Origin of the sequence: Actinosynnema mirum DSM 43827 (assembly GCF_000023245.1) — a bacterium.
Classification (GTDB): Bacteria; Actinomycetota; Actinomycetes; order Mycobacteriales; family Pseudonocardiaceae; genus Actinosynnema; species Actinosynnema mirum.
Genome location: NC_013093.1, coordinates 5,647,037 through 5,672,175 on the forward strand (window position 1 = coordinate 5,647,037; position 25,139 = coordinate 5,672,175).

A 25,139-nucleotide genomic window follows, 5' to 3' on the forward strand; every position below is an offset into this window, starting at 1 on the left:
ACCTGATGGAACGAGTGGTAACCCCAGGTCAGAGCACACGTCAATCACTCTTTCGGTTCCGCCTCCTCCCTGTGTGGCGACAGAACGGCGACAACGAGGCTGTTCACTCGTCCTCATCACCAGTACGCGCGGAACGGCGTGAAGGACGGAGAACCACCCATGAACAGCAGCGAGGACCTGTCACTGGAACTGGCCAGCCCGTTGCCCCACCGAGCGGAGACCTCCTCACCCGATGACGCCGACCAGCCGTCCGGGGACAGGTTCGACGAGCTCAAGGCCATGGGAAGCGCCTACGAGGTGCTCTCCCACCTGGACCGGGAGTCGGTGCAGCGGGCCTACTGGTGGCTTGGGGAGGCCCTGCGGCTGTCGCCGGAGGCGCCCGCCCAGCTCACCGGCGTCCCGGCGCAGGCGACCAGCGCGGCGATACCGGCGACCGCGACTCGACTGGCGGCGATCGACTCCGGCCAGGAGGAGGCGCCGCTGCCCCGGATCTTCATGAGCCAGAAGAAGCCCAACACCATCCAGGAGAAGATCGCCTGCCTGGCCTACTACCTGACCTACCACCGAGGGATGCAGCACTTCAAGACCGCCGACATCGTGGCGCTCAACACCGAGGCCGCTTCGGCCAAGTTCGCCAACCCCTCGCGCGACGTCGCCAAGACCGAGGACCGGTGCGGATACATCGTGGCGGCGGGCAACGGGATGAAGCAGCTCACCACGCGTGGTGAGTTTTTCGTGCTCGCGCTGCCGGACCGGGAGGCCGCCAACGTCGCCCTCGGCGAGCACCCGCACCGCCCGAAGTCCCCGCGAAACGGGACGAAGCGTGCTTCCTCCCAGGCGAAGGACGAGTCGTGAGCGCGTCGGTCCGCGCGGTGCTGGACGCCGCCTACGACCCGGCGCTGGTCGAGCAGCTCTGCGAGACCTACGAGGAGGCCAAGCGGAACTACCACCTGGGCGGGCACCGGTTGAGCGAGGTCGAAGGCGGCCGGTTCTGCGAAGCGGCGTTCCGGATGCTCCAGCAGCGGACGACCGGGCGCTTCACCCCGATCGGCGGCATCCTGAACACCGAGGAGGTGATCGGCTCTCTGGCGAAGATCCCTGCGGCGGCGCACCCCAAATCCGTGCGGATCTACCTGCCCAGGGCGTTGCGGGTCATCTACGACATCCGCAACAGCCGGGACGTCGCGCACCTCGGTGACGGAATTGACCCGAGCCTCCAGGACTCGACCCTGGTCGTCGCCGTGCTCGACTGGACGCTGGCAGAGTTCGTCAGGTTGAGCGCAGAGGTCTCCGCCGACGTGGCGCAGCGGATGGTGGACGCCCTCGTGACCAGGGAGCTGCCCGTCGTGCAGGTGTTCGACGGACAGCCGAAGGTGCTCCGCCCAGACCTGCGCGCGGGTGACCACCTGCTCGTCCTGCTCTACCACGCGGGCACCGAGGGCGTTCGGTTCGCCGAGCTCCAGCAGTGGGTGCCGGAAGCCATGCGCACCAACCTCAGGCGGACGGTGAAGTCGTTGGAGTCCAAAGCGCTGGCGCACTGCGCGGGCGACACCGTGCTGATCACTTTCGCGGGGCAGAAGCGGGTGGAGGCCGACCGGTTGATGGAACCGGCCCTGTGAACCGACCGCGCGCTTTGGAGGAACTGCCCCCGAGACGCCACCCGCCCACGGTCCTCAGCCCCCGAGCTTCGGGGACCTTCGCCCACCACCGCCCGCAGCCCAGCACGAGCAAGCTCCCGGTGAATCGATCCACCCCCACCACCCCGGAGCGACCGTGCGAAGACTCAGCGCCTTGCTGACCGCGCTCGTGGCCGCAGCAACCCTCGCCACCCCCGCGCAAGCCGCCCCCACCCCACCCCCGACCACGTCCCCGAACGTCATCGGCGGCGCCCCCGCCTACTACGCCCCGTTCGCCGTCCGCCTCTTCCGCGACAGCACCCCCTGGTGCTCGGCCACGCCCGCCTCGGCGAGCCCGGCGCCGTCGCGGCGGGCCAGGAGGCCCGGATCTGGGGTTGGGGCGCGACGTGCACCGGCAACGAGGGCGCCTGCCGGTCGCCGGTGCTGAAGGTGGCCACCACCAGGGCCGAGACCCTCGAATCGGTCGACCACCTCGGCGGCTCGGCGATCCTGGCCCGCACCGGTGACGGCATCGCGGCGGGCGGCGACTCCGGTGGGCCGATGACCGCGACCAGCCCGGTGGACGGCCAGCAGTACCAGGTCGGCGTGTCCTCCACGAGCAACCGCAGCACCTGGTGCGCCTACACGAACGTCACGCTCTACCGCGACTGGATCCTCGCGGTCGCGGGCGTCTAGCGACGACAACCGCGGAGCGACCGGTCTCACCGGGGCGACCGGTCACCCTCAGCGCGACCCCACCGGCCGCCCGGCCGGATCGGTCATCGTGATCGCCCCGTCCCGAGCCCGCAGCACCACGTCCGCCGGGTACTCCCCCGCCCCCAGCACCGCCAACCGCCCGAGCCCCACCACCCGCGCCACCTCGTCACCGCGCCGGAACGCCAGCAGGTTCCCGTCCTGCGCGTACCCGCCCCGGTAGGTGCCGTCCCCCTCCAACCCCTCGGCGACCCCCAGCTCGGCGGCCACCCGCTCACCGAGCGCGGGCCCGATCAGCACGCGCACCGTCGTCCAGTCCCCCGGCGCCAGCTCCTTGAGCGGCCGGACGCCGTCCGAGTGGGCCAGGTCGAGGATCGCCGTTCCCAGGGTTTCGTCGAACTCCACCCGCACGCCCGCACTCTCCCGCCAGCAGCCCGCCGACAGCGCCAGCAGGACGACCAACACCCACGTCACGCGCATGATCAGTACCCGTCCGGAACGGCGGAGGGCTTGCCGGGATCGCGGTCGTCCCCACGATTCACGTTGACGGGCCAGGGTTTCACGTCGCTCGCGCGGGTCTGCCCCACCGCGACCTCGTTGGAGGGGACCAGCACGTCCGACCGGTCGACGACGAGCGTCCTGCCGTCCCTGACCGCCCGTTCGACCAGTTCCGCCAGCTCGCCGGGTCCGGCGTCCGGGTTGGCGCGGGCGATGTCGCGCCCGACCTCGTTGTTGTGCAAGTCCATCGCGACCGGGACCTCGTGCCCGGTGGGGGCGCGTTCGTGCGCGGTGGCGAAGTCGCGGGTCCACTCCTCGCCGTACCTCCGGGTCATCAGCGCGTTCCAGTAGGCGTGCCGGAACGCGTCCCCGTGCCCGTCGGTCAGCCCACCGGGCCCGAACCGCTCGTGCGCGGTCTCCAGCGCGTCGGCCTGGACGTCCGCGAACTCCTTGACCCCCAACAACCCCCGACGCCGCTGGAGGTCGTCGAGCAGGTCCGCCTCGGCCAGGGTGACGGTCGTCCGACCACGCCCGGCGGCGTCCGCGATCAGCCCGGTCAGCCCGCTCGGCCAGGTGGTCGTGCCGTCCGGCTTGACCTGGTGCCGTACGAGCAGTTCGCGGTGCCGCGCGACGGGGTCGGCCGCAGCGGGGGTCGTCGTCCCGGCAGCACCGGTCCCGTCCGCGAGCACCCGCCGCAGCGCGGAGTCCAACTCGCCGTCGACCTCGGCGGCGGTCGTCAGGATCGCCCGCACCTCGGCGTGCAGCACCTCGCCGAGGTGCGCCCCGCCGTGCGCGGCGACCTGGACCACCCGGTCGTCCGCGATCCGGAACCCGTTGCGGGAGGCGAAGAACTCGACCGACTCGGCGCCGCGCACCAGTTCCCGCACCGCGTTCTCGGCGTCGTCCACTGCCCGCACGGCGGCGGACAACAGCGCGGCGAGCTCCTCCAACTCGCGCCGCCGCGCCCGCAGGTCGCCAGCCGCCGCGTCGGCCGCAGCACCGCTCCAGTCGGCGGGACCGGCGTCGTCCAACTCGTCCTGCAACCCGGCGACCCGCCTGCTCCGCGCGGCCAGGTGGTCGCCCACCAGCCCGACGCGGTCCGGGCTCCACCGCCTGAGCTCGCTCCAGACCACCATCACCGCTCTCCCGACCGCTCGACCGCGAGCCGGGCCTCGGCGTCCTGCCCCTCGTAGTCGTCGGCGGCGGCGACGAGCCCGGTCGCGTAGGAGTCCACCGCGCCCGCCCACACGTCGGCGCTCCCCGCCCAGCGCGGGCCGAGCGTCCTGGCGGTGCCACCCGACTCGGCGCCGGGCAGCGCGTCCGCGAGCTCGGCCACCCGCTCCAGTCCCAGCCCTCGCACCACACCAGCCGCCTGCGCCGCGACGTCCGCCGCACCGCGCAGGACGGCGGGGTCCACCTCGAAACCCGCCATCCGCACCTCCCGGTCCACGGCGGAAATTAGCGGCGGACCGGAACACCTGGAACCGATATTTGCGGATATCACCCAAAAAAGCGAAAAAGACCTGAAGCGGCGACCAAACCACCCGTGAAGTGCGCAAACCTTCTCGAAGGAAAGTGAATAACCCTCCGCGCGAACTACACTTCCAGCGCGAGCACCCCCTAGAACACCACGACCCACCCCCGGCACGAGCCCGAGCCCACCCCCGAGCCCGCGCCGAAGCCCCCGGCCTACCTCACTCCCACCAGAACGTCCACGAGTGGTCCCCCACCAACCGCTCCGCGTACGCCATCAACGGATGCGCCTCGTCGGACTGCCACACGTTGTCCGGGCACACCGCGAAGTGCTCCACCGCGATCGCCAGCGCCTCGGTGAGCGTCGTGGGCGGCGCCGCCACGCTCAGCAGCAGCGTCCCGGAGCCCACGCCCACCACCTGCGCGCCGAACCGCGACTCCCAGGACCGCAGCACCGCCGACAGCTCCGCCGTGTCGTCCACGTACCCCGCCGCACCGCGCCACCCGGCGACGGTCAGCGCGTCCGCGCCGCGGTCGGCCGCGACCAGCCCGAGCCGCAGGGAACCGTGCCCCCGCAACAACTCCCCCGCCAGGTCGTCAGCGACGCGACCGGGGTCGTTGGTCGGCACCCGCGCGGGCGCCAGGCCCGGCCACGCGCGGCCGAACGGGGCGGTCACGGCGAGCCGCTGGGCGGGCGTCAGCTGGTCCTCGGGGTCCTCGCCGGTGTGCGCGGCCCACCACCGCTCCAGCACCACCGCCGGGTCGTGCGCGCCCGCCGCCGCCGAGGGCGCGGGCGTCAGCTCGCCGCTGCCCCACGGGCGGTAGGCCGGGTCCTCGTCGTCGAGCGCGTCGAGCAGCAGCGGCCACAGGCCGGACGACGCGTGCTCGGCGCGCAGCCGCGTCCACAGGCCAGCGGGAGCCGGGCCGCCGCTGAGCCAGAGCGCCGGGAGCGGGCTCTCCGGCCGCTCGCGGGAGCGCACGGGCCGTCCCGGCGGGAGCGCCGAGCTCAGCGGGCGGTGCCGGGCGGCGTCGGGGAACAGGCCGAGCAGGTCGGGGTTCGGGGAGATCACGAACCAGGATCGTAAAGCGTGCCCCGCACCGAGCCCGGCGTGCCCCGCGCACTACGCCGAATGCCGGAAAGCCCAGCGCACCGGGAAAAACCAGGGGGCGCGACCCGGCCGCGCCCCCGCGATCACCTGCGCGCGCCCCGCAGCGCGTAGGCGACCACCCCGACCGCGCCGAGCGCGATCGCGGTCCACGTCGACACCCGGTCCTCCGGCACGCGCAGCGGCCACCCGAGCACCCGCGCGAACCCGGACCCGTCGGTTCCCGGCACCATGAACGCGGCGACCCACCAGAGCAGCGGCAGCGTCCACCCGAACTGCCCGCCCGCGACGGTGGCCGCGATCCCCGCCAGCCCCAGGAACCCCACCCCGGCCCACCCGACGGCCCACGGGTCCACCGCGGACTGCCCGAGCCGCTGCGCCACGAGCAGGGCGCCGGTGGCGACCACGCCGATCAGCAGCAGGTGGACGAGCCTGCGCACCGGCCACGGCAGCGCGGCCGTGCGGTCGAGCGCCGGGTCCTGCCCGCTCAGCCCGATCGCGGCGATCGAGACCCCGGAGACCGAGGCGAGCGTGGTCAGCACCGGCGTCCACGCCGCGCCCGCCACCGCCCACAGCCCCGCGATCACCAGCAGCAGCCCGCCGAACGCCGACGGCGCCGACCTGGAGCGGGCGTACAGCACCGCCCACCTCATCGCACGCCCTCCGGCAGCAGGACGTCCAGCGCGGTCCCGTCGCAGGCGAGCAGCGCCTTCCTGGTCGCCACGACCCGCTGCTCCCGCACGTCCTCGGGGTGCGAGCTGAACCTGCCCCACGCGGACTCGACCATGGACTCCATCCCGGTGAAGTGACCGGGGTAGTCGGCGGGCGGCCGGTCGGCCCCGGTGAGGTGCGCGACGGTCAGCGCCGCGATGATCGGCTCGTCGGTGCCGCCCGCGTTGGCGGCGTGGCAGCGGGGCACCCCGACGCCCGCCAGCAGCTCGTCGCGGGTGCGCGCGACGTCGGCCTCCAGCAGCCCGGAGTCCATCTGGTAGTTGATCCGCACCACGTCCGCCGACCGCTCGGGCAGCTGGTCCACCCACTGCGGGGAGGTGTCCTCCACGACCCTGGTCGGCGCGTCCGGCAGCCGGGCGAGCAGCCGCAGCGCCTCGCGCCCGGCCTCGGCGAGCACCGGCAGCCGGTCGGCGTGCATCCGGGACACGCACACCGGTCCGTCGCACACCAGCTCGGCGGCGGCGTCGGCGGTGAACGCGTCGGCGGGCCTCGCGGGCAGCAGCGGCACCGCGACGGCGGCGGCGAGCAGCGCGGGGGCGAGCGCGATCACCTTGGCGCGCGAGGACTTCGCGGCCAGCAGCAGCACGCCCGTCGCCGCGAGCCCGACGAACCAGGCGGCCTGCACGAGGTCGAACGACCACGTGGTGGTCACCATCGTGCCGCGCGGGTCGCCGATCACCGCCGTGAGGTGGGCCAGCCGCGTCGTGAACGAGGAGACCTGCGCCCCGGCCAGCCCGATGTTGGCCAGCGTCAGCAGCACCAGCGCGAGCACCGCCGCGGCGGGCGCGACCAGCGGGTGCGGCGCCACGCGCCCGACCGCCAGGCCGAGCACCCCGCCCGCGACCACCGCGAGCGCCCCGACCACCAGCACCGGCAGGAACGCCGCCGAGGTGTGCCCGCCGCCCAGCAGCACGTTCCCCACGCCCACCACCGCCAGCGCGCCGAACCCGACGACCAGGCACACCGCGAGCGCGGCGGCCAGCGCGCCGGTCCGCTGCCCGACCGGTCGGGGCGTGGTCCCCAGCAGCTCGGTCATGCCGGACCGCCGGTCGCGCATCCCCTGGACCGCCCCCGCGCCGAGCGCGACGGGCCAGACGAACATCAGGCACCAGCGCAGCCACAGGGCAGCCGTGGTGGTGCTGCTCTCCCAGCGGGCCGGGTCGTGGGTCCACGGTCCGGACAGCAGGAGCAGCAGCGGCAGCGGCAGGAGCAGCACCAGCAGCCCGGCCCACGGCGCGACGGAGCGCCGCAGCTCGATCCTCAGCGCGCGCATCACCAGCCCCCCTTGCCCGGCTCCTGGCCCAGCAGGGCGGAGTAGCCGCGCTCGATCGGGCTGTCACCGACGTGCTCGGGCGTCCCGGCCGCCGCGACCTCGGCCGGAGTCCCCTGGAACACGAGCGATCCGTTCGCGATCAGCACCACGTCGGTGCAGGCGGCGGCGACGTCCTCCACCAGGTGCGTGGAGATCAGCACGCAGGACTCCCGCCCCAGCTCCACCACCAGCTCGCGGAACCGGACGCGCTGCGCCGGGTCGAGGCCCGCCGTGGGCTCGTCGAGCAGCAGCACGGCCGGGTCGTTGACGATGGCCTGCGCGACCCCGACGCGGCGCACCATGCCGCCGGACAGCGTCTTCATCCGGTCGTCGGCCCGGTCGGCGAGCCCGACCCGCTCCACGGCGCGCTGCACGGCGCCGGGGATCTCGGCCGCCGGGACCTCCTTGAGCCAGGCCAGGTACTCGACGAACTCGCGCACCGTGAACCGCTTGTAGTACCCGAAGTCCTGCGGCAGGTAGCCGAGCCTGCGCCGCAGCCCGCGCCGCCCGCCCAGCCCGTCGACCCGCTCGCCCAGCACCGAGAGCTCGCCGGAGGTGGGCCGCAGCACGGTGGCGAGGGTGCGGATCAACGTGGTCTTGCCCGCGCCGTTGGGGCCGAGCAGCCCGTGCACCCCCTTGCCCAGCTCCAGGTCGAGCCCGTCGACGGCGTTCTTCTTGCGCCCGACCCGCACCACCAGCCCCTTCGCCCGGATCTCCCAGGCGTAGGCGGTGGGTGAGACCTCGTCGGCCCCCACTGCGCGCATGTCGCTCCTCATTGGACGTTCCCCGTTGGACGTTTTCGATCGTTCAGCGTCGAGAAGTTCTTGTCCGGGAAGGTTTTCCGGACGGCCGCGCCCCCAATTCCGGGGCGTGGCGGGTGGTTGACGTGGCGGGTGGTTGACGTGACGGGTGGTCAGCGGTGCGCGCCCAGCTGGTCGAACCTGCCGCGCCGCAGCACCACGACCACCGAGGCCAGCAGCAGCACGGCGCCCCAGACGGGCAGCGCGCCCGTGAAGGCGTCCAGCGGCACGGCCTTGGCGGCGTACGGCAGGACCACCAGCGCGGCCCACGTCCCGCCCAGCGCGAGCGCGGCGGGCAGCACGCCGATCACGCTGCCCAGCGCGAGCGTGCTGGTGGTCAGCGCCAGGCACGGCAGCAGCCACAGCGCCACCGACGCGCCGGTCAGCCAGCTCCCGACCCCCAGCAGCGGCGCCAGGACGCCGAGCACGGCGGCGGTGCGGCGCAGCACCAGGTTCAGCCCGGACCTCGGGGTCGCGGCCACCACCTCGTAGGCCGGGTCGAGCCCGCGCGTCCAGGACACGGCGACGCCGAGCACCGGCAGCACCGGCGCGACCAGCTGCACCCAGGGGGTCCGCAGCGCGGACGCCCCGCCGAGCAGAAGGTCCGCCGCGACCACGCCGACCACCAGCAGCGCGACGACGACCAGCCACGGCACCATCACCGGCGTGAGCCACGCGGTGACCGCCCGCCGGACCGGGCTCCACCGCCTGGGCGGCTCGCCCAGCCGCGGTTCGACGCCCGCCCACACCGCGTCCAGCAGCGGCAGGGGCGGCGCGGCCCCGGCGAGCCTGCCCCGGCAGTGCCCGCACCGCTCCAGGTGCCCCTCGACCGCCCACAGCCGGTCGTCGGCCAGCTCCAGCCCGGCCGCGTAGGCGCGGACCAGCTCGTCGCTCGGGTGTGTCACGACAGCGCCTCCCGCATCGCGATCCGCGCACGGCGCGCGCGGGTCTTCACCGTTCCCTCCGGCACCCCCAGGACCACGGCGGTCTCGGTGACCGTGAGCCCGTCGAGCACCATGGCCCGCAGCACGTCCCGCAGCTCGGGCGAGAGCCGCCGCAGCGCGTCCCCGACCTCGTCGCCGAGCACGCCCGCGAGCACCTCCTCCTCGACCGCCGGGACCGGCGGCGCGACGGCGGAGGCGGGCGGCTCGGCGTGGTGCCCGCGCCGCCGGAAGGCGTCGACCAGGCGGCGGGCCGCGATGGTCCAGATCCAGCCGACCGCGCTCCCGTCCGCGGCCGAACCGGCGAACGAGCCCGCCGCGCGCCAGATCGCCAGGTAGGTCTCCTGCATGACCTCGGCCACGACCTGCTCGTCGGCGCACCTGCGGCGCAGCCGCACCGCGAGCCAGGGCGAGGTGCGGCGGTAGAGCTCCTCGAACGCCGCGCGGTCGCCCCTGGCGGTGCGCCGGACGAGGAACTCCTCGTCGGCGCTCTCCAGCCGTTTCCGCTTCACACCCGGCTAGACGGCCGGATCGCGCCCCGGGTTCTCGAAATCGAGTGACTTGGGCCACATTCCACGGCGGCGTCCCACGACGAGCAGCGCGCCCGCGCCCCGCGTCTTGAGCCCGGCCGCGGTCGTCCTCGATCCGGGCGTGCTCTTCCTGCTGGAGCGGTACGCCGTGGCCACCACGCGAAAGAGCCGCCGCGCCCCTTCCGGGACACGGCGGCTCCACACCGCGCGAACGCCGATCAGCAGGCGTCGTACACGTAGTTCTTGTTGTTCTTGCTCGGGACCGTGAGCTTCACGTCCCGCAACACGACCGACACGTCGTCGCCGAACTCCGCGCAGGTCTCGTCGAACGCCTCGCGCTGGTACTCCACGATCAGCACCGAGTTGCCGTAGGCGTCGGTGTAGTCGCCGCACTCGCTCCACTCGCCGCACTCCTCGGCGACGGCGAAGTCGAACCCGGCCGACTTGCCCTGCGCGGTGATCTCGGCGGCGTTCTTCTGCCCGATCGCCAGGTCCGCGTCGTGCGCGACCTTGATCAGCCGCTTCGCGTAGTCGAGCGCGTCGGCCTGCTTGAGCAGCCCGGAGAACCGGTGGAAGGTGTCGAAGTTGTCGATCTCGACGGCCTGGAACCCGTCCGCCGCGCACTGCTCGATCCAGCCGCCGACGATCCCGGCCAGCTCGGCGCGCTTGGCGTCGGTGGAGATGTCGAGCACCAGCTCGTCCCACTCCAGGTCGCCGACGTAGGCGCCCTTCTTGTCGCGCAGCAGCAGGTTGTCGTGCCGGGACTTCCACCAGTCGATCTCGTCGCCCGGCTGGGTCTGGAAGCCGTTGACGTAGCAGACGTTGTACAGCCCCTCGGCGGGCTCGTCGGTCCGGTCGCGGACGACGATCTTCGTGCTGCCGGGCGGGGTGTAGCCGCCGCCGAGCTGGTAGTCCGCCTGGGCGTTGTCCGGGAACGGGAGCGCGTCCGCCGACGCCTGGCCGGTGTGGAGGCCGACGGCGAGGGCGGTCGCCGCCGCGAGGGTGATCGCGGCGATCTTCGTGCGGCGCTTGGACTTCGGGGGCATCTCTCTCCAAACCGGACGGACAGCTCACTCGTTCGCCATCCGACCTAACCGCCGAGGACCCGGCAAGGTCAACCCCTGTGGTCCGCGATACAGGGGGTCGACCACGCCAGGTCCTCGTGCGGTGACGTTCGGTTCCCGCGACCGTCCCAGGACGTCCTACAACGCCTTGAGCTCCTCGATCACCTCGTTGACCGACTTCTTCGCGTCGCCGAACAGCATGGACGTCCGGTCCGCGAAGAACAGCGGGTTCTCGATCCCGGCGTACCCGGACGACATGGACCGCTTGAGCACGATCACCGACCGGGACTGGTCGACGTTCAGGATCGGCATCCCGTAGATGGGGCTGGACGAGTCGGTGCGCGCGGACGGGTTGGTGACGTCGTTCGCGCCGATGACGAGGGTGACGTCGGTCCGGCTGAACTCGTCGTTGATGTCGTCCATCTCCTTCATCGCGTCGTACTCGACGTCGGCCTCCGCCAGCAGCACGTTCATGTGCCCCGGCATCCGCCCGGCGACGGGGTGGATGGCGTACTTGACCTCCACCCCCTTGGCCTCCAGCAGCGCGGCCATGTCCTTGACCGCGTGCTGCGCCTGCGCGACGGCGAGCCCGTAGCCGGGCACCACGACGACCTGGGCCGCGTAGGCCATCCGGATCGCGGCGTCGGACGCGGAGGTCGCCTTGACCACGCCCTGCGGGCCGCCTTCGCCACCGGCGGTCGTGGCCGCGCCGAAGGAGCCGAACACGATGGCCGGGATGGACCGGTTCATCGCGACGGCCATGAGGTTGGTCAGGATCGCGCCGGACGCGCCGACGATCATGCCCGCGACGATCATCGCGGTGTTGTCGAGCGCGAGCCCGGCCGCGGCGGCGGACAGGCCGGTGAGCGCGTTCAGCAGCGAGATGACCACCGGCATGTCCGCGCCGCCGATGGGGAGGACGACGAACAGCCCGGCGAGGCCGGAGGCGATCAGCACCAGCACGATCCACCAGGCGGACGACCCGCCGCCGTCACCCGCGCCGACCCCGATGTGCCCGCAGGCGGCGAGGATCACCAGCACCAGCAGCACGTTCAGGACCTGGAAGGCGCGCGCGGACGAGACGAGCCCGCGCTCCAGGCCCTTGCCCAGCAGCTCCTGGAGCTTGAGGAACGCCACGAGCGAGCCCCAGAACGAGACCGACCCGACGACGGCCGCGAACAGCGATCCGGCGAGCAGCACGGCGGGCGACCGGTCCGCGCCGAGGTGGCTGAACCCGTCGGTCTCGATGAACTCGGACCAGGCGATGAGCGCGACCGTGCCGCCGCCGACGCCGTTGAACAGCGCGACGAGCTGCGGCATGGCGGTCATCCTGGTGCGCTTGGCGGGCACGACCCCCAGCACGGTGCCGAGCGCGAGCCCGGTGACGACGAGCACCCAGTTGACCGGGGCGGTGTCGCCGATCTTGATCAGCGTGGCGACCACCGCGACGCCCATGCCCGCCGCCGCGATCCAGTTGCCGCGCACGGCGGTCTTGGGCCCGGTGAGCCCGGACAGGCCCAGGATGAACAGCGCGAAGGCGACGATGTAGAGCCCGTTGACCAGGTAGCTCACCTGCCCGCCTCCTCGTCGGCGGACTTCCCAGTGACGGACTTCCCAGTGGCGGACTTCCCGGCGGCGGACTTCCCGGCGGCCTTGCGCCCCTTGAACATCCCGAGCATCCGGTCGGTGACCAGGAAGCCGCCGACGACGTTGAGCGTGCCGAAGACCAGCGCGACGAACGCGATGGCGCGCGGCCCCCACCCGGCGTCGGCGGGCAGCTCGCCGAGCACGATGAGCGCGCCGAGCACCACGATGCCGTGGATGGCGTTGGTGCCGGACATCAGCGGCGTGTGCAGGGTGTTCGGCACCTTGGAGATGACGGCGAACCCGACGAACCCGGCCAGCACCAGGATCGCCGCGTTGGCCAGCAGCTGCTCGTGCATCAGCCCTCCTTCCCGGTGACGAGCGCGCCCGCCACGATCTCGTCGTCGAGGTCGGGCGCGAGCGCGCCGTCGGTGATCAGCAGTTCCAGCAGGGAGGTGACGTTCTTGGCGTACAGCTCGCTGGCGTGCTCCGGCATGGTGGCGGGCAGGTTGAGCGGCGAGGCGACGGTCACCCCGTGCCGCACGACGGTCTGGCCCGGTTCGGTCAGCTCGCAGTTGCCGCCGGTCTCCCCGGCGAGGTCGACCACGACGCTGCCGGGGCGCATCCCCTCCACGGCGGCGGCGGTGACCAGCCTGGGCGCGGGCATCCCCGGCACGAGCGCGGTGGTGATGACGACGTCAAACCCGCTGATCGCCTTCTCCAGCTCCTTCTGCTGGGTGTCCCGCTCCTGCTCGGTCAGCTCCCGCGCGTACCCGCCCTCACCTGCGGCGTCGATCCCGAGGTCGAGCCACTTGGCCCCGACCGAGCGCACCTGCTCGGCCACCTCGGGCCGCACGTCGTACCCGGTGGTGCGGGCCCCGAGCCGCTTGGCCGTGGCGAGCGCCTGGAGTCCGGCGACGCCGACCCCGAGGACCAGCGCGGAGGCCGGTTTCACGGTGCCCGCGGCGGTGGTGAGCATGGGGAAGAACCGGGTGGAGAGCGAGGCGGCGAGCAACACGGCCCGGTAGCCCGCGACGTTGGCCTGCGAGGAGAGCGCGTCCATGGCCTGGGCGCGCGAGATCCGGGGGATGGACTCGACCGCGAACGCCCGCACCCCGGCGGCGTCCAGCTCGCCGATCCGGTTGTCCGCGCCGCGCGGGGCCAGGAACCCGATCAGCACCTGCCCGGACCGCAGCCGCGTGACCTCCTCGGCCGTGGGCGGCGCGACCTTGACCACGACGTCGGCCGCCCAGGCGTCCCCGATGGCGGCCCCGGCGGCGCTGTAGAGCCCGTCGGGCAGCAGCGAGCCGTCACCGGCCCCGCTCTCGACGACGACGTCGATCCCCCGCCCGACCAGCTCGGCGACCGCCCCCGGCACCAGCGCGACCCGCCGCTCACCGCCGGTGGACTCCCGCACGACCCCGACGCGGACGACGGCGCCGGACGCGCCGCCCTCTCCGGTACTCAGCGCTGTGTCCAACTGTCCGCCCTTCTCGCAAGGCTGGTGGGTGCGATTCAACGCCCAGCGGCGCCCCGTCCCGGCACGGCCCGGATGCCCCCGACAGGGCCCCGGACCGGCCCGAACGCCGCCCGACCCCCAGGGAGGTCAGCACGCGGCACCCGCGGCGCGAAGTGTGACGCAGCCCACTGGACCACGTCGAACCGGGTCACGCCGGGCGCGGTCACGCCGAACCGGGCCACTCCGACCTGGGTCACGCCGGGCGGTCGAGCCGCCCCACCAGCTCCGCCAGGTGCCCGGCCTCGGCGGCGTGCGCGTAGTAGCCGAGGTACAGGTCCCGGAGCACCAGCTCGACCCCGTCCGCCTCCAGCACCGGCTGCGCGACACCACCACGCCACAACAACACCATGGGCACCCGCTGTCCGGGCTCCGCGAGATCGGGCATCTCGTACCCGCTGATCGCCGTAACGACCCGTGCGCCCCACCGCTCGTAGAAGCCGATCCGCCGCGCGGCCAGCTCCCCCGGAGTGCGCGCGGGGTCCTCGACCTCCAGCACGATCCCGGCCACCGCGGGGTCCCCCAGCACGTCCTCGGCGATCGCCGCGAGCAGCGCGCCCCCGGTCCCCGAGCCGCGCGAGGAGGCGGAGACGGCGAGGTACTCCAGGTACACGGCCCCGGACTCGGGCAACCGCAGCGCGGTGGCGAACCCGACGACCTCGCCCCCGAGGTGCGCGGTCCACAGGAAGTCGCTGCTCCGCGTCGCCACGCCGTCCCGCGCGCTGCGCTCGGAAGGCGGAAACGCCTCACCCCACACCGCCTCGACCCGCCGAACCTCCCCCTCCCCCAGCCCGGCCCACTCCCGCCGCCGCACCGTCAGCACCCGATCACGCCCGCTCATCCGCCACCCCCCCCGTCACCCCACCGCCACGACCAGCACCAGCGCACTGGCGACGATCTCCGCGAGCCCCACCTGCTTGGGCGTGAGCGGGTACCTCGGCAGCACCCAGGCCCGTGCCAGCAGGGCCGCGAACACCACCGCGGAGAGTAGACCGAACGGCGCAACCGCGCCGAGCGCCACGACGTGGAACACCACCGACGCCACCAGGTACACCCGGTTGCCGCGCTCCCGGATCATCGTCTTGACGTACAGCACCGTCCCCGTGAAGTACAGCAACGTCACCAGGAACGGCACCAGGCTGCCGGTCAGCGGCGCGTCCGCGACCACCGCCACGACCAGCACCATCAGGCAGCTCTGCACCACCGACACCAGGTCGTTGACCAGCGCCCGCTCCCGCCGCCGGTGGGCGTACCAGCAGTTCACCCCGATCAGCGCCCCGTACGCGGGCGCGAGCAGCAGCAGCCGGGGGCACGCCACGAGCACCGGCAGCGCGAACGCCGCCGTCACCGCCCCGTACCAGGTCAGCTGCTCCCGGAACTTCCCCGGCCGCCGCGTCTTCACCGCCTGGAGCGCGAAGTACGACAGCAGGTACCCCGACAGCCACGCCCCCAGCAGCGGCAGGTCCCACCACCGCCACCCCGCCGCGAGCACCCCGGCCAGGTACGGCAGCAGGAGCATCGCCCACGCCCCGTGCTGCGGCGGCAGGAACTTGCGGACGACGCGCCTCGACGGCCCGCCCATCAGCCCGTCACCTCCACGATCCCCCGCGCCCCGCGCTCGGCGTCGACCATGGCGTGGCTGACGAACGGGTAGTGCCCGGCCTCGGGGAACACCGTCTCCACGAACCCGCCCTCCGCCGGGGCCAGCGGCAGCACCTGCGACCCGCCGGGGTCGTCCGGCTGCAACCGGTAGGCCCCCTCGGCGTACACCCGGTCGAACTGCGCGCCGACGACGTGGAACGCCCCCGACCGGTTCGGCCCGACGTCCAGCAGCCAGAACCGCACCCGCTCGCCGGCCTTCGCCGTCAGCGGCCGGTGCGCGTACTGCGCCGCGTACCCGTTGAACGCCATGGCGTCCGGGTTCTCCGCGCGCATCTTCGCCTGGTCCCCGCCCAGGTACAGCTCGGACTGCACCAGCACGTACTCGCGGTCGACGGCGGGCAGGTCCGGCGGGTCGACGATCACCGCGCCGTACATGCCGTTGGCGATGTGCAGCATCATCGGCATGGTCGAGCAGTGGTACATCCAGATGCCCGCCTTGGTCGCGGTGAACCGGTAGGTCAGGCTCTCCCCCGGCTCGATCGGCCGCATCGGCCCGTCCGGCGCGAGCGCCCCGGCGTGGAAGTCGACGCCGTGGTCGACGCTCCCGTCGTTGTGCAGCTCGATCTCGAAGACGTCGCCGACCTTGCCGCGCAGCACCGGTCCCGGCGCGGTCCCGTTGTAGGTCCACATCACCTGCCGCACGTTCGGCGCGATCTCGACCTCGACCTCCTTGACCCGCAGCACGTGCCGGTGCACCCGCTCGCCGGAGGCGGCGGGCAGCGCGGCGTCGCGGGCCCGGAAGTCGGCGGACGGCGCGGCCATCGTGTCGATCGACCGCGGGGCCGCGTCGTGCTCGCCGTGCCCTTCGGCGGAGCTGCCGTGCTGCGCGTGGTCCGCGGCGGCCTGCGCGCCGGACCCGGTGGTGGTGATGGTGAGCGTCATCCCGGCCTGCCGGTGACCGGGCAGCGAGCACCACCCGTCCACCGCCCCGCCGATCACCCCGGCGTCCAGGGTCACCTCGGCGCCCGCGCCGACCGGCCCGGTCTTCTGCCCGGTGGCCAGCACCAGGTCGTGCCGCCGCTGGTCGGAGTTGGTCAGCTCGATGACGAGCCGGTCCCCGGCGGGCACGCTGATCACCGAGGGCTGGTACCGCATCTCCACGATGCTCACCTTCACCGTCGTGGTGCTCCCGGTGGGCGTCACGGCGGCGGCGACCTCGGTCGTGGCCGGTCCGCCGTCCGCGACGCGCTGCGCCGCGATCCCGGCGAGCACCGCGACGAGCACCAGCGCCACCCCGGCCGCGACCCCGCCCAGCGGTCCGCTCCTCTTCTCGGACAAGCCCTTCACCTCCGCTTGAGCAGCACGCGGGCCGCGGGCAGCAGGAACTGGAGCAGCGCGACGACCAGCAGCAGCGACACCGCGATCCGCACGTAGGGCCCGGCGGGCAGCACGAACACGACCAGCGCGGTGTTGCCCATGGCGACCCGCTGGGCCCAGTGCCGGTCGAACAGCTCGCTCCGCTCGCGCACCGCCCCCGGTCCGCCGCCGAGCACCACCGGCATGAGATAGGCCAAGGCCCCCAGCAGGATCTGCGCCACCGCGCCGACCAGCAGCGGCGTCAGCACGTCCCCGAACCCGCCCACCGCCTCGTGCGCGTCGGACGCCGACAGCACCGCGACCGCGTCGACGCCGAGCGCCACGAGCAGCCACCCGACCCCGGCCGCGATCGACCAGGCGGCGAAGGAGCTCGGCGGTTTCCGCCAGGCGGTGCGGAGACCGGGGACCGCGGTGATCACCACGGCGGCCCCGAACACCCCGAGCCCGGCCGCCGCGAGCACCGGCCACCAGGCCAGCACGCCGATCCCCAGCAGCACCACCCCGGTCACCGCCGTGGGCAGCGCGGAGCGGGCGGCGGCGGGCGCGCCGTCGTCGAGCCGGGTGCGCAACACCGTGGGCCACAACGTGAACAGCGTCCCGACGATGGTCAGCGCGACCCAGCCGAGCACGTTCACGTGCGCGTGGAACAGGATCAGCCGGTCGCGCGCGGCGTCGTCGGTGACGAGCATCCAGGCGCCCACCGGGATCCCGGTGAGCAGCGCGCAGCAGGCGGCGACGTAGTAGTGCGCGGTGACCGCGAACCGGGCGGGCAGCGCGGCGCGCAACCGGGCCACCAGCCAGCACAGGTGCCAGGCCACGGCGGCGAACACCGCTCCCGCGCCGACGACCCCGGTCCACGGCCAGTCGGTCGTGCCCCCGACGAGCACCAGGACCACCCCGGCGTTGAGCACGACCAGCCGGATCGACTCGCCCCGCCGGTGCGGCAGCGCGGGGACCCGCAGCACCGCCGACGTGAAGTGCGCGCTCCACACCAGGATCGCGTTGGTGGCCGCGCCGAGCATCAGCAGGTGCACGGCCAGCCAGTACCAGGTGGCGATGAACGTGTGCGCGAACGAGAGCACGACGAGCGCGGCCAGGTAGAGCGCGGGGACGAACCCGACCCGCCAGTGCCAGTTCGCCCGCCCGGTCGGCGCGACCGGCGTGACCGGGATCGCGGCGCGTCCCGGTTGCGGTGAGAGGGGGATCATGCCGTGCCCCGCTTCCTGCCTGCGGTGGTCGAGAGCGCGGCGACGCAGCCGAGGAAGCCGAGCACCGCGACGATGTTGGCGTAGCAGGCCCACCGCCACAGGTCCTCGAACCCGGTCGTGTCACCGATCCCGACGCGCACCAGCAGGGACAGGTGCAGCAGCGCGAGCGGCGCGTAGAGCGCGCGGTGGTACGGCAGCGGGCGGCGCAGCACGGCGGGGAGGATCACCGGCGCGTGCGCGAAGACCATGGACATGGTGAACCCGAGGAACACCGAGTGCAGCACGGCGTCGTACCGGTCCCCGTCGAGCACGACGCCCCCGCCCGCCCAGAGCACCCCGGCGACCGCGAGCCACCCGTACCCGGCGAGCAGCCCCGCGGCCACGTAACGCGGCAGCCCGCTGCCCCGCACCGTGCGCCGAGCGACGTCGAACACGACCAGCCACCCGGTGAGGGCGAGCAGCGCGAACCCGAACAGGTGCCCGCCGACCGAAGGCCACAGGTGAACCGCAAGGGCCCCAACAACAAGCCCACACAGCACCCCGAGGAACCACCGCTCGACGCCGACCCCGCGCATCCCGACCCGCGCGAGCTCAAGCCGCTCCCCCGCGATCGTCGCGACCACAAAAACCACCAACCACGGCACAACTTCCGGCACCAGGAACCCGGCCACCCACAACAACCCCGCCGCGCACCAGGCGAACGCCCCCACGACCTGCGCGAGCAGCGCGACGGACCCGCCGCGCTTCCACAACTCCCGGTAGATCCCGAGCAGCCCGACCCCACCGAGCACCAGCAACAACTTGCCCACGAACCAGGGCCCACCACCGAGCAGCACCAACCCGCCGGCAGCCGAGCACCCCGGCGCAGGCAAAGCGATCCGCCGCCCGAGCGCAACCGCCCGCTCCAACGCGACGAGCGACCCGACGAACCCCAGAACCATGACCGGCCCGTGCACCTCTTCGACGGGCGCAGAAGGCGCAGGCACACCGGCCCCGGACAGCAGCAGGGCCGCGTACAGCCCACCGAGCAGCGTGAGCGCGGCCCCCACCAGCACCGGAACCCGCAGCCCGACCCCCATCACAACTCCCCGTCGCGGGGAAGCCGAACCACACAAGCCTGAGGCGCCCCAAAGGGTTCCAGCACAGCCGCGTCCCCGTCGGCCCCGCGCTCGTCCAACACCCCGCGCACCACACCGGCGTGCAACGTGCACATCGTGTCGGGCGCCTGGTCGACGAGCTCCAAGAACGGGCAGGTCCTCAGATGCAGGTCAACCGCCCCACCCGCTTCTTCGTGCACCACAGGGCTGAACCCGAGCCCGTCGAACACCGAGCTGACCGTCTCCACGGCCCCACCGGCCCCGGACTCCCCTGCGAGCTGCCGCCCCCACTCCCGCCCGACCCGCTCGGCGGCGGCGGTCGCCCCATCCGCGTCCTTCCGGAGCTGCCCCAGCAACACCGCGGCGAGCGTCCGATAAGGGGCGGGCGCCGGGTCGTCGGCGGCGGCGCGGTACCGCCAAGCGGGACGCCCCGGCTGCCCGCCACCGGCTCGCGCCTTGACCACCAGGCCGGCGCCGACGAGCCGTTCCAGGTGGGCGCGCGTGGTCGACAGGTGCTGCCCCGTGGCAGCCGCGACCTCGGCCGCGGTGAGCCCACCCCCGGCAGCCCGAACGAGCCCGAGGATGGCCACCCGACTCCCGGACCCGAGGGCCCGGTGCTGCGGCGTGTCGATGGCCCCACCGCTGGGCCCAGCACCCGTGGTTTCCACGATAGAAGACGTTATAACGTCGATTGGCAGCAAAACTAGTCAGGGTGGCCACACCCACACTCAGGAGCCCCTGACCTGCGCGTTCGCCAACGCGGACACCACGGCGACGAGCGGCAGCGCGGAGCAGAACGCGAGCCCCGAGGTCGTGATCTCCGGCCAGGCGCTCAGGTCCCCGAGGCACACCGCCCCCGCGCCCCGCAGCCCCGGCACGCACTGCGCCACCACGCCGAACGACCACAGCGCCACCCCGCAGGCCACCGCCCCGACCGCCGCGGAGCCGACGCCCACGCGGAACGAGCGGCTCCGGACCGCGCACACCGCCGCGACCACGACGAGCAGCACGACGGCGGCAGCCAAGCGCCAGATCACCGCCACCCACGGGAGCGGGGACGGCGTCCCCCAGCCGATCCGGGCCACGACCAGGAGCACCCAGGAGACGACGAGCACGATCCCGCCGACGAGCGGGACGCGGCTCCGGGGAAGCGGCAGCAGGCAGGCGGTGAGCAGCACGAGCAGCGCGGGGAGGAAGCCGCTGATCAGCTGGGAGGCCGGGTTGAGCAGCAGGTCCGCCACCAGGTGCGTCACGGGCGAGGCGCCCTCGCCGGACAGCCACTCGTCCCACCGGGCGCTGTTCTCGCGCACCACCCGCGCCACGGTTCCCGCGATCGCCTCGGCGTTGCCGACCGGGGCCGTGAGGAGGCACGTGGCCAGCACGACGCACGACACCACCACGCGGCCCGACCGCCCTCGGACGAGTGAGAGGCACCGGGCCGCCCACCACAGCACCGCGGTCACCAGGACCCCGAACAGCGCGAACAGCACCACCGCTCCGGCGCTCGGCCACCTGACCCCGGCGTCGAACACCGCCTGCCCGCCGAGGACCAGCCCGACCGCCAACCCCGCCGAGGTCACGGCGAACCGCCACCACGGCACGTGAGCCGCCGAGGCCAGCGCGGCCGTGGCGATGACGAACGCGCCGAGGACGACGCCCCACAGCGCCACCTGCAGGACGAACCCGACGCTCCGGAAACCGGTGGCGCCGCTGATCAGGAGCGAGTACTGCCGCCACGCCAGCTGCGCCGAGAGGCCCACCACCAAGCCGCTGCCGAACGTGGGCGGCGCCAGCCGCCGGTGGTCGGCCAGCACGGCGAGCCGGTGGCGCGCGGTCGGGTGCGAGCCCCACCGCCACCTCGGGTCCACCACGTCCCCGGAGACGAGGTAGGTGGCCTCCCCCGTCCACTCGGCGGTGAACAGGTCGGCCTCGTGCTCCCGAGCCCGCAGCACGGAGTTGCGCGCGAGACGCACCAGCAGGACCAGCAGCGCGGCCTTGACCGCCCAGAGCGCGGCCGTGCCGACGCCGGTGTCCGCGCCGCGGGTGATCCCGAACAGCTCCGGAACCCCGTACCGGACCACGAGGAGCAGGCCGAGCACCACGACGAACGCGCGCCAGATCGCGACGGCGGCGCCGTTCAGCCCGATGTCGCCGGAGCGCACGTGGGCCAGCTCGTGGACCACGACGGAGCGGAAGAGCTCGGGGTTCCTCCGGTAGCCCGCCACCAGCCCGGAGTCCAAGCGCAGGAACGGCGCGCGCCGGGTGCCGAAGGCCTGCCCCCCGGACGTCCGGTTCGCGCGCCCGGACAGGAGCACCACCGGCCTGCGCCCAGGGACGATCCGGTCGACCAGGTCGGTCAGCGCGACCACCGGCGCGGCCGACTCGTCCCACTCCGGCGCGCGGAGGTCCTGGCGCCTGATCCGCCACCGGGGATCACCGGCGCGCAGGAGCAGGGCGAGGAGCAGGAAGCCCGCCATCCACCAGGTCACCCACGCCCACGCCCCGGACAGGGCGGAATCCGCGCAGGCCGGGACCTCGTCGTACCGCTCGGGATCGACGCCGAGGCAGCCCAGGAGCCGCGCGGTGGCCTCCCCCTCGCCGGGGAAGGACGCCAGGAACAGCGTTCCCGCCACGCTCACGGCCACCAGGACCAGGAGCGCGAACCTGAACGTCGTCAGGGGCGCGGTGCTCCCGCGCTCAGCGGTCATCGCGTCCCAGCGATCCGAGCATCGCCGCGATGATCTCGTCCACCTTCTCCTCGGGCAGCCCGAGCTCGCGCGCACGCGCCCGCGCAGCCTCGCGGACGGCGTCCTCCTGCTTCCGGCTGAGGCTGCCGACCGGTTCGACGCCGTGCCGCAACCGGCCCAGCAGGAGGTCGACGACCGCGTCGCCGAAGCGGTCGAGCAGGCTGGCGCCCACCGCGCTCGCGAGGGCCAGCACGTACGGGATCACGGCCTCGCCGAACTCGGCGATCGCCCCCGGACCGGTGCCCAGCTCCCGGTCACCGGCCCCGACGCCCCTCAAGGTGGCCTCGGGGTCGCGGAAGTACGAGTCCCGCACGGCGGAGAACACCACCGCTTCCTCCGGGGCGATCTCCCTGACCACGGCCAGCGCCAGCGCCGCCACGAAGTCCTCGCGCCCGTTCGCCATCAGCATCTCCGTTCCGCCGGACCACCCGCCGTGATCCTGAGCCCGTTGCGCCTGCGCGACGCCGTACTCCTGCGGGTCGGGCGGTACCGGACGGGTAACGAAGAACGATCTCCGCCGCCGCGTTCTCGCAGCCGGAGCAGTTCCGGAACACCCCGTTCACCCCACCCGGCGCAATCACCGGAATGCCGCAGCGACACCGACTTCCGGGTATGGCCGCCGCACCCGCCCGCCCCCTAGCGTCGATCGCCTGTGCGCTCGACGAAACGGAGCCCCGCATGAGATCGAGATCCGCCCCGGCCCTCCTGCGAGCGGGCTTGGCGCTGGGTGTGACGGGCCTGGCGCTGTCCGCGCTCACCGCCCCCGCCGCGACCGCCCAGGACCGCGTCCTGCGCGCCGACCGGGCCGTGACCAGGGCGTGCTTCGACTCCCCGCTCCCCGCCAGGACCCCCGGCGTCGACCGCCGCGAGGTCACCTCCGGCGTCGACGGTCTGGTCCAGGCCCGCCTGTCCCCCGGTACCGGCGCCGAGGGCGACTGGGACCTCGCCGTCTTCGACAAGGCCACCGGGGCCGTGGTCGCGGCCTCCTCCGCACTGCGCAGCCGCGAGCTGGCCGAGAGCTTCGTGACCAAGGGCCAGGTGCTCGTCGTCCAGGGCTGCCGCCACACCGGTCCGGCCAAGTCCGCCGTGCTGGGCGTCGACTTCCTCGCCCTCACCCCGCAGGGCACGCCCACCGGGGCCGAGCGCGCCGAGGTCGTGCGCGTGAACACCCCGGAGCAGAAGGACAAGACCGCCCTCCTCGGTCTCGACCTGGACCTCACCGAGAAGGGCGACGCGACCGGCGTCGAGGTGGTGCTGGCCGGTGACGCGGACCGGAAGGTGCTGCGCGACAGCGGGTTGACCTACTCCACCGTCGACGCCGACCTGTCCAGGACCTCCCGCGAGCACGCGGCGCGCGACCGCGAGTACGCCGCGTCCCGCGCGTCCACGGGCCTGCCGTCCGGCCGCACCTCCTACCGCCACCTCTACGAGCACGACCACGAGCTCAAGGAGCTCGCCCGCGCGAACCCGAAGCTGGTCAAGGCGTTCACGCTGGCCGAGCCGTCCGTCGAGGGCCGGGACGTGGTCGCCGTCGAGATCGCCGAGAACGTGGAGAACACCCACGACGGCAAGCCGGTCAACACCGTCATGGGCGTGCACCACGCGCGCGAGTGGCCCGCCGCCGAGCACGCGACCGAGTGGGCCTACGAGCTGGTCAACGGGTACAAGGACAAGTCGCTCAAGTCCCTGGTCGCCAAGACCCGCAACGTGATCGTCCCGATCGTCAACGTGGACGGCTTCTCCATCTCCCGCGAGGCCGAGCCCAAGGGCGATTTCTCCCGCTTCGACTACGAGATGAAGCGGAAGAACTGCCGCGCCTCGGATTCCCCGCCCGCGCTGGGAACCGGTGTGTGCAAGGCGAACCCCGGCGGCAGCGCGCGTGGCACCGACCCGAACCGGAACTACGCGGGCTTCTGGGGCGGCGCGGGCGCGAGCACCTCGTGGAGCGGCGAGACCTACCGGGGTTCCGCGCCGTTCTCCGAGCCGGAGACCCGCAACATCCGCAAGCTCGTCTCCGAGCGCGCCGTCACCAACCTGATCACCCTGCACACCTACGGCAACCTCGTCCTGCGCCCGCCGGGCGTGGCCGACGTGCGCGCGCCGCTGGAGGAGCCGGTCGTCAAGGCGCTGGGCGACAGGATGGCCTCCCGCAACGGTTACGAGAGCATCCCGTCCTGGGGCCTGTACGACACGACCGGCACCACCGACGACTGGTCCTACTGGACCACCGGCGGTTTCGGGTTCACCTTCGAGATCAACCCGGCGGGCTTCCACCCGGCGTACGAGAACGCCGTCGTCGCCGAGTACCTGGGGACCGCGCCCGCCGCGGGCGAGGGCAAGGGCGGCAACCGGGCCGCGTTCCTGGACATGCTGGCCAACGCCGCCGACCCGGCCGCGCACGGCACGCTGACCGGGACCGCGCCCAAGGGCTACGAGCTGAAGGCGCGCAAGACCTTCCAGACGCCGACCTCGCCGGTGCGCCAGCCGGACGGGACCACCACCCCGCCGATCATGGTGACCGAGACCCTGGAGTCGAGGCACACCGCGCCGGGCGGCCGGTTCTCCTGGTCGGTCAACCCGTCCACGCGCCCGTACGTCGCCGGTCGCTACGGCCGCGAGCCGCAGGCGCCGCCGCAGTCCACGATCACGCTGGTCAACCCGCCCGGCGTGCCCGGCGAGAACCCCTCGTTCCCCGGCGACGGGACGGCCGAGGTCATCCCGTTCACCGTGAGCGGCCTGCCCTCGGCGGACAACGGGCGGTTCGACGTGTCGGTGTCGTGGGGGTCCGCCGCGACCGACTGGGACCTGTTCGTGCTGAACGCCGCGGGTGAGACCGTCGCGCAGTCGGCGGCGGGCGGCACCAATTCCGAGCGCGCCACCCTGGTCGACCCGCCTGCCGGCGAGTACCGGGCGGTGCTGGTGAACTACTCCCAGGCCGATCCGGCGAACCCGGACGACTGGACGGCCGGGAAGGTCGAGTTCGCCTCGCCGGTGCCGCCGACCTACGGCGTGAAGGAGGCGTACACGGTCACCTGCGCCGACAAGCGCGGCAGGCTCGTCGGGGTGACGGACGTGTTCGTCGACCGGGGGCAGAGCGTGGACGTGGGCGCGCTCTGCACCGACTCGGCGCGGGCGACCAAGCAGCGGCGCTGACCCGCCCGGCGGTCCGGCGGCCCCTCGTGACGGGGTCGCCGGACCGCCTCGGCGGCACCACAAGCCCCA

The 25,139-nt window shown here is 73.5% G+C and carries 25 protein-coding genes; 4 read left to right on the forward strand and 21 right to left on the reverse strand.

Features of this window, described 5'->3' with window-relative positions; translation table 11 throughout:
* Window positions 1–159: 159 nt before the first annotated feature.
* The 3 genes from AMIR_RS23540 (at window position 160) to AMIR_RS23550 (ending at window position 2,312) form a co-directional block, all read left to right on the forward strand.
* Window positions 160–855 (forward strand): hypothetical protein, encoded by a 696-nt coding sequence (locus AMIR_RS23540; RefSeq protein ID WP_015803451.1) that lies wholly within the window; start codon window positions 160–162, stop codon window positions 853–855.
* On the forward strand, window positions 852–1,619 hold the full coding sequence (locus AMIR_RS36125) for a hypothetical protein (RefSeq protein WP_015803452.1): 768 nt from the start codon (window positions 852–854) through the stop codon (window positions 1,617–1,619). The genes AMIR_RS23540 and AMIR_RS36125 overlap by 4 nt, the downstream gene beginning before the upstream one ends.
* Window positions 1,620–1,943: 324 nt before the next feature.
* Window positions 1,944–2,312, forward strand: a complete 369-nt coding sequence (locus AMIR_RS23550; protein ID WP_049796949.1) for a trypsin-like serine protease — start codon at window positions 1,944–1,946, stop codon at window positions 2,310–2,312.
* 48 nt (window positions 2,313–2,360) lie between these two features.
* On the opposite strand, the gene AMIR_RS23555 is transcribed toward AMIR_RS23550, so the two are convergent.
* The 21 genes from AMIR_RS23555 to AMIR_RS23655 form a co-directional block, all read right to left on the reverse strand.
* Window positions 2,361–2,810 (reverse strand): hypothetical protein, encoded by a 450-nt coding sequence (locus tag AMIR_RS23555; protein WP_015803453.1) that lies wholly within the window; start codon window positions 2,808–2,810, stop codon window positions 2,361–2,363.
* Between the two features lie 2 nt (window positions 2,811–2,812).
* Window positions 2,813–3,964, reverse strand: coding sequence for a DUF6973 domain-containing protein (locus AMIR_RS23560; RefSeq protein ID WP_015803454.1), 1,152 nt, complete (start codon window positions 3,962–3,964; stop codon window positions 2,813–2,815).
* Window positions 3,964–4,260 (reverse strand): hypothetical protein, encoded by a 297-nt coding sequence (locus tag AMIR_RS40550; protein ID WP_015803455.1) that lies wholly within the window; start codon window positions 4,258–4,260, stop codon window positions 3,964–3,966. Before AMIR_RS40550 ends, AMIR_RS23560 begins: the two co-directional genes overlap by 1 nt.
* Before the next feature lie 262 nt (window positions 4,261–4,522).
* Window positions 4,523–5,371, reverse strand: coding sequence for a DUF4253 domain-containing protein (locus AMIR_RS23570; RefSeq protein ID WP_015803456.1), 849 nt, complete (start codon window positions 5,369–5,371; stop codon window positions 4,523–4,525).
* Window positions 5,372–5,493: 122 nt separating this feature from the next.
* Window positions 5,494–6,060, reverse strand: coding sequence for a hypothetical protein (locus AMIR_RS23575; RefSeq protein WP_015803457.1), 567 nt, complete (start codon window positions 6,058–6,060; stop codon window positions 5,494–5,496).
* Window positions 6,057–7,412: a hypothetical protein gene (locus tag AMIR_RS23580; protein ID WP_015803458.1), complete on the reverse strand. Its 1,356-nt coding sequence runs from the start codon at window positions 7,410–7,412 to the stop codon at window positions 6,057–6,059. The genes AMIR_RS23575 and AMIR_RS23580 overlap by 4 nt, the downstream gene beginning before the upstream one ends.
* Entirely contained in the window at window positions 7,412–8,215 is an 804-nt protein-coding gene (locus AMIR_RS23585) for an ABC transporter ATP-binding protein (protein WP_015803459.1), read from the reverse strand. The genes AMIR_RS23580 and AMIR_RS23585 overlap by 1 nt, the downstream gene beginning before the upstream one ends.
* 149 nt (window positions 8,216–8,364) lie before the next feature.
* A complete protein-coding gene (locus AMIR_RS23590; protein WP_015803460.1) occupies window positions 8,365–9,156 on the reverse strand; it encodes a cupin domain-containing protein in 792 nt (263 codons plus the stop codon).
* Entirely contained in the window at window positions 9,153–9,704 is a 552-nt protein-coding gene (locus AMIR_RS23595) for an RNA polymerase sigma factor (RefSeq protein ID WP_015803461.1), read from the reverse strand. Before AMIR_RS23595 ends, AMIR_RS23590 begins: the two co-directional genes overlap by 4 nt.
* 236 nt (window positions 9,705–9,940) lie before the next feature.
* Window positions 9,941–10,768: an endo alpha-1,4 polygalactosaminidase gene (locus AMIR_RS23600; RefSeq protein WP_015803462.1), complete on the reverse strand. Its 828-nt coding sequence runs from the start codon at window positions 10,766–10,768 to the stop codon at window positions 9,941–9,943.
* 156 nt (window positions 10,769–10,924) lie between these two features.
* On the reverse strand, window positions 10,925–12,358 hold the full coding sequence (locus AMIR_RS23605; protein ID WP_015803463.1) for an NAD(P)(+) transhydrogenase (Re/Si-specific) subunit beta: 1,434 nt from the start codon (window positions 12,356–12,358) through the stop codon (window positions 10,925–10,927).
* Window positions 12,355–12,729 carry an NAD(P) transhydrogenase subunit alpha part 2 gene (locus AMIR_RS23610; protein WP_015803464.1) on the reverse strand — a complete coding sequence of 125 codons (375 nt, stop codon included), beginning with the start codon at window positions 12,727–12,729 and terminating at the stop codon, window positions 12,355–12,357. The genes AMIR_RS23605 and AMIR_RS23610 overlap by 4 nt, the downstream gene beginning before the upstream one ends.
* Window positions 12,729–13,850 carry an NAD(P) transhydrogenase subunit alpha gene (locus tag AMIR_RS23615; RefSeq protein WP_015803465.1) on the reverse strand — a complete coding sequence of 374 codons (1,122 nt, stop codon included), beginning with the start codon at window positions 13,848–13,850 and terminating at the stop codon, window positions 12,729–12,731. The genes AMIR_RS23610 and AMIR_RS23615 overlap by 1 nt, the downstream gene beginning before the upstream one ends.
* A gap of 232 nt (window positions 13,851–14,082) precedes the next feature.
* Window positions 14,083–14,727 carry a GNAT family N-acetyltransferase gene (locus AMIR_RS36130; RefSeq protein ID WP_015803466.1) on the reverse strand — a complete coding sequence of 215 codons (645 nt, stop codon included), beginning with the start codon at window positions 14,725–14,727 and terminating at the stop codon, window positions 14,083–14,085.
* Between the two features lie 15 nt (window positions 14,728–14,742).
* On the reverse strand, window positions 14,743–15,468 hold the full coding sequence (locus tag AMIR_RS23625; RefSeq protein WP_015803467.1) for a YwiC-like family protein: 726 nt from the start codon (window positions 15,466–15,468) through the stop codon (window positions 14,743–14,745).
* A complete protein-coding gene (locus AMIR_RS23630) occupies window positions 15,468–16,835 on the reverse strand; it encodes a multicopper oxidase domain-containing protein (protein ID WP_015803468.1) in 1,368 nt (455 codons plus the stop codon). The genes AMIR_RS23625 and AMIR_RS23630 overlap by 1 nt, the downstream gene beginning before the upstream one ends.
* Window positions 16,832–18,073, reverse strand: coding sequence for a hypothetical protein (locus tag AMIR_RS23635; protein ID WP_015803469.1), 1,242 nt, complete (start codon window positions 18,071–18,073; stop codon window positions 16,832–16,834). Before AMIR_RS23635 ends, AMIR_RS23630 begins: the two co-directional genes overlap by 4 nt.
* Window positions 18,070–19,152 (reverse strand): hypothetical protein, encoded by a 1,083-nt coding sequence (locus AMIR_RS23640; RefSeq protein ID WP_015803470.1) that lies wholly within the window; start codon window positions 19,150–19,152, stop codon window positions 18,070–18,072. The genes AMIR_RS23635 and AMIR_RS23640 overlap by 4 nt, the downstream gene beginning before the upstream one ends.
* Complete coding sequence (locus AMIR_RS23645) at window positions 19,152–19,838, reverse strand: helix-turn-helix transcriptional regulator (RefSeq protein WP_015803471.1); 687 nt, start codon at window positions 19,836–19,838, stop codon at window positions 19,152–19,154. The genes AMIR_RS23640 and AMIR_RS23645 overlap by 1 nt, the downstream gene beginning before the upstream one ends.
* A gap of 60 nt (window positions 19,839–19,898) precedes the next feature.
* Window positions 19,899–21,878, reverse strand: a complete 1,980-nt coding sequence (locus tag AMIR_RS23650) for a M48 family metalloprotease (RefSeq protein WP_015803472.1) — start codon at window positions 21,876–21,878, stop codon at window positions 19,899–19,901.
* Window positions 21,868–22,320: a hypothetical protein gene (locus AMIR_RS23655; protein ID WP_015803473.1), complete on the reverse strand. Its 453-nt coding sequence runs from the start codon at window positions 22,318–22,320 to the stop codon at window positions 21,868–21,870. The genes AMIR_RS23650 and AMIR_RS23655 overlap by 11 nt, the downstream gene beginning before the upstream one ends.
* Window positions 22,321–22,595: 275 nt before the next feature.
* On the opposite strand from AMIR_RS23655, the gene AMIR_RS23660 reads away from it, so the two are divergent.
* Window positions 22,596–25,070: a M14 family zinc carboxypeptidase gene (locus AMIR_RS23660; protein ID WP_015803474.1), complete on the forward strand. Its 2,475-nt coding sequence runs from the start codon at window positions 22,596–22,598 to the stop codon at window positions 25,068–25,070.
* Window positions 25,071–25,139: the final 69 nt, after the last annotated feature.